The sequence below is a fragment of the Actinocrinis sp. genome (assembly GCF_035946395.1).
Classification (GTDB): domain Bacteria; phylum Actinomycetota; class Actinomycetes; order Streptomycetales; family Catenulisporaceae; genus Actinocrinis.
Genome location: NZ_DASYZI010000049.1, coordinates 1 through 3,872 on the forward strand (window position 1 = coordinate 1; position 3,872 = coordinate 3,872).

Genomic DNA, 3,872 nt, shown 5'->3' on the forward strand with positions numbered 1-3,872 from the left:
CCACCAGAGCGAGAGCTGCGTCAGGATGCGGCCCTTGTCCGGGATCGGGGTCTGGAGAATGTAGTCGTAGGCAGAGATCCGGTCCGAAGCCACCAGGAGCAGTCGGTCGTCGACCGCGTAGAGCTCGCGAACCTTGCCGGAACCGAGATGCACGGCGCCCGCGAAGGAGCCAGGCGTGGTGGATGAGGGGACGCCGTCCGGGCTGACGGAGCGAGCGGAGCCGTGCGGGCTGACGGACCCGGTGGAGTCAGCGGAGTCGGCGGAACTGTGCGCGTTGGCGCGGCCGGGAGTGGAGGCGGGGTTCGCGGTCATATCAGCTCAGCTCCGCCAGCCGATCGAACATGCCGGAAAGGTTCGCGACGAAACGTTCGGGGCGGCAGGCCTCGTCCAGCCGCGCCTCGTCGATCTTCAGGCCCGCCCCCGCGGCCTCCTCGCGCAGGGTCTCGCGGAACGGGCGGCCGGTCTCCCAGGTCTTCATCGCCGCGCGCTGGGTCAGCGGGTAGGCCTCGGTGTCCCGGGACAGGCCCATCTCGACCAGTTCGAGGAGCACCGTGGAGGTGTAGATCAGCCCTCCGGTGGACTCCAGGTTGGCGCGCATCCGCTCGACGTCGACGACCAGGCCGTTCATCAGGCGGATCGTCAGGTTGAGCATGTAGTCGAGCGCGGTGCAGGCGTCCGGCAGGGCGATGCGTTCGGTGGAGGAGTGCGAGATGTCCCGCTCGTGCCACAGCGGGATGCCCTCCATCACGGGCACGATCTGGGCGCGCACGATCCGCGCCATGCCGGCCAGCCGCTCCGACATGATCGGATTCTTCTTGTGCGGCATCGCGGAGGAGCCCTTCTGACCCTTGCCGAAGGGCTCCCACAGCTCGCGCACCTCGGTGCGCTGGCCGTGCCGCACCTCAAGGGCGATGGCCTCCAGGACGGTGGCCATGATGGCCAGCGCGGCGACCCACTCGGAGACCCCGTCCCGGATGACCACCTGGGTCGAGACCTCCGCGGGCTTCAGGCCGAGCTTGTCCGCGACATACCGCTCCACCGCGGGGTCGATGTTCGAGTACGTGCCCACCGACCCGGAGATCGCCATCACGCCCACCGCCTCGCGTGCGGTGCGGATGCGGTCGCGCGACCGTGCGACCGCATAGGCGAAGTCCGCGACCCGGTGGCCCCATACGTCGGGCTCCCCGTGAATGCCGTGCGTGCGGCCGACACGCAGCGTCGCCCTGTGCGTGAGGGCATGGTCGCGTAGCACTGCCACCAGACGGTCCGACTTCTCCAGGATCAGGTCGGTGGCCTCGACCAGCTGCAAGGCGAGGGCGGTGTCGAGCAGATCGGACGACGTCATGCCGAAGTGCACATAGGCGGCGGCGTCGCGTGGCTTCGTGTTGTCCGCCCAGGCGGACAGGAACGCGATCACGTCGTGCTGGGTGACCGCCTCGATCTCGGCGACCGCCTCCGGAGTGGGGGCGGGTGCGTCGCGCACGGCGGTGAGCGCGTCGGCCGGCACGACTCCGGCGGCGACGTGCGCTTCCATGACCAGGGTCTCGACCTGGCACCACAGCTCGTATTTGTGGGCGTCGCTCCACACGCGGCCCATTTCGGGGAGGGTGTACCGTCCGATCACGGCGGATTGCTCCTTGTCAACCACTGCTCTTTATCGAGCACTGTCAGCGGGACAGACCTGGCCCGCCGAAGTCCATTCTCCATGAGCGCAAGTCCGCGCGAGGATTTCGTTGCTCGACTGTGGATAAACCCTGTGGATAACTCTGCTGCCGTGGGGCTGCCGCGGGAGACCGCGCAGGTCGCAGGATGTAAGCGGGTATCAGAGGCTCGACGCGTAGGTGATCCAGTCGCGCAGGGCGGCGAAATCGGCGTTGTCGAGCAGACCATGGACGAGTTCGTCGACCGGCACGGCGTGGCCGGCCCGGTCGCGCAGAATCACCCCGTCCAGCCAGTCGATGTCCCACACCGCGAGGCCCTGATCGGCCAGGCCGCACTGCACGACCGCGCGCAACCCGGCGGCCAACTCCCCGGGGCCGTGCGGGCGGGCGTGCGCGTCGAGCTGCGCACGGACCTTCGCGATCAGGGGATGGTCCGGGGCGTCGGCAGCCTCGGCGCGCAGTGCGGGTTCGGCGACCGTGGCCACATAGTGGGACCAGAGCAGGATCCGGTCGACCGGTCGGCCGTAGTAGACCTGCGGCGCGAGCGCCGACACCGCGTGGTCGACCAGGCCGGGCTCGTCGAGAAGGTCGCAGGCGGGGCGCTCGGTGAGCCGGTCGGCCAGGCCCAGCCCGACCCGGTCGCGCTCGCCCAGCTCGGTCAGGGCCGCCACGAGCGCAGCGTTCAGCGTCTCCGGAGCGTAGCCGCGCCGCCAGGCCGGCATCGCCAGTCTGGTCAGCAGGCGGTCCCAGCCGACCGCGACCAAGCCGGCCTGCTCGTGGGCGTAAACCCGGCTCGCGGGTTCGACGATCCTGGCCCGTTCCGCCGCCGCCGCGCCGATCGCGCGCTCCATCACCTCGGCGCGAATGCGGCAAGACGCCGCGACCGTGGCGACGAACGGGCGCGGCCAGGGCGGGCAGCCGCGGGACTCGGCGATGTCCAGCCTGCGCACGAGCCTGCGCGCTCGGCCGATCTGCGTATCGTGCGCGGCGTCCATTCCGGCGAGCACCGGGGCGAGCAATCCGCGCAGCTCGCTGACCCGCAGCCACCACAGGAACGGTGCGCCGATGACCAGGACCGGACCTCCAGGACGCGGTTCGAGCCACGCGTCGCAGTCCGGGGACAGCTCAAGACCGACGGGTTCGCTCACACCGAGCGCCGCTGTGACCTGTCGCACGGCAAGCAGCAACTCGCCGTAGCTACCGTTCTCGGGGTGCACGGTGGGCGAGAGCGGCGGGACGATCCGGGCGAAGCGCACCAGCGGAAAAACGCAGAGTCCGACCACCAGCGCCACCAAGGGCAGGCCGGTCGGGCTCGGGAAGACCGCGAGGAGGCCCGCCGATATCGCCACGGCCAGCGCGATCCAGCCAGCCGCGGCCACCCCGCAGATCCGCGCGATGGCGCGGGCCTGACGGACGGCTTTGGTCGAGGCCGCGATCAACCGTGCTCACCCCGAATCGTGAACCGCAGGTCACTGGGTCGCCGGAGGGCGGACCTCAACGGTCCAGTCGACGAGCGCACGCCGCACGCGCCGCCAGCCAGCCGACGCGACCCTTGCGGCGACCGAGCGTAAAACGCTCCCCTCAGTCGGAGGGTAGCGCCGCGCTCGAACGCACGGCATGCGCGCGGCCCGCTTTTCCGCTCGTTCGGGTGAGCCTGTTGATCCGGTTGAACCGTACGACCGTCACGTTGTCACCATAAAGTCGCGAAGTGATTACTGTGCGCTAATCAACCCGGCGATCGCCTTGGCCGCGATGTCGGTGCGATGGTGGCCGCCCGGCAGCTCGATCTCGGCCACCGCCGCGTAGGCCGCGTCGCGCGCTTCGGCGAGGTTCGCGCCCCTCGCGGTGACAGCGAGTACCCGGCCCCCGGAACTCGTGAGCTGCCCGTCAACATCCGTGGCCGTGCCGGCCTGGTAGACAGTCACCGCGTTCATCGCGTCCGCACGGTCAACCCCGGTGATGCGATCGCCGCCGCGTGGAGTCGCAGGGTAACCGGAGGCGGCGAGCACGACGGTCACTGCGGCGCCGCCGTGCCAACGCAGCGGCTCGACCTCGGCGAGTGTGCCTGTTGCCGCGTGGAACAGCAGCTGCGAGAGCGGGCTCCTGAGCAGCGGCAGCACCACCTGGGTCTCAGGGTCTCCGAAACGCACGTTGAACTCGACGACGCGTACGCCGCGCTTGGTGAGCGCGAGTCCCGCGTAGAGCAACCCG

Annotated in this window: 4 protein-coding genes; all 4 read right to left on the reverse strand. The window is 70.1% G+C overall.

Annotated elements, in window-relative coordinates; genetic code table 11:
• Positions 1-312, reverse strand: a 312-nt coding sequence (locus VGS97_RS03290; protein ID WP_326851664.1) for a phosphoribosylaminoimidazolesuccinocarboxamide synthase, incomplete at its 3' end; no start/stop codon positions are given.
• Position 313: 1 nt separating this feature from the next.
• The gene (gene purB, locus VGS97_RS03295) at positions 314-1,624 is read right to left on the reverse strand and encodes an adenylosuccinate lyase (protein ID WP_326851665.1); all 1,311 of its coding nucleotides are present in this window, start codon (positions 1,622-1,624) and stop codon (positions 314-316) included.
• Between the two features lie 198 nt (positions 1,625-1,822).
• Entirely contained in the window at positions 1,823-3,100 is a 1,278-nt protein-coding gene (locus VGS97_RS03300; RefSeq protein WP_326851666.1) for a hypothetical protein, read from the reverse strand.
• Positions 3,101-3,373: 273 nt separating this feature from the next.
• A partial coding sequence (locus VGS97_RS03305; RefSeq protein WP_326851667.1) for a phosphoribosylglycinamide synthetase C domain-containing protein occupies positions 3,374-3,872 on the reverse strand: 499 nt, incomplete at its 5' end.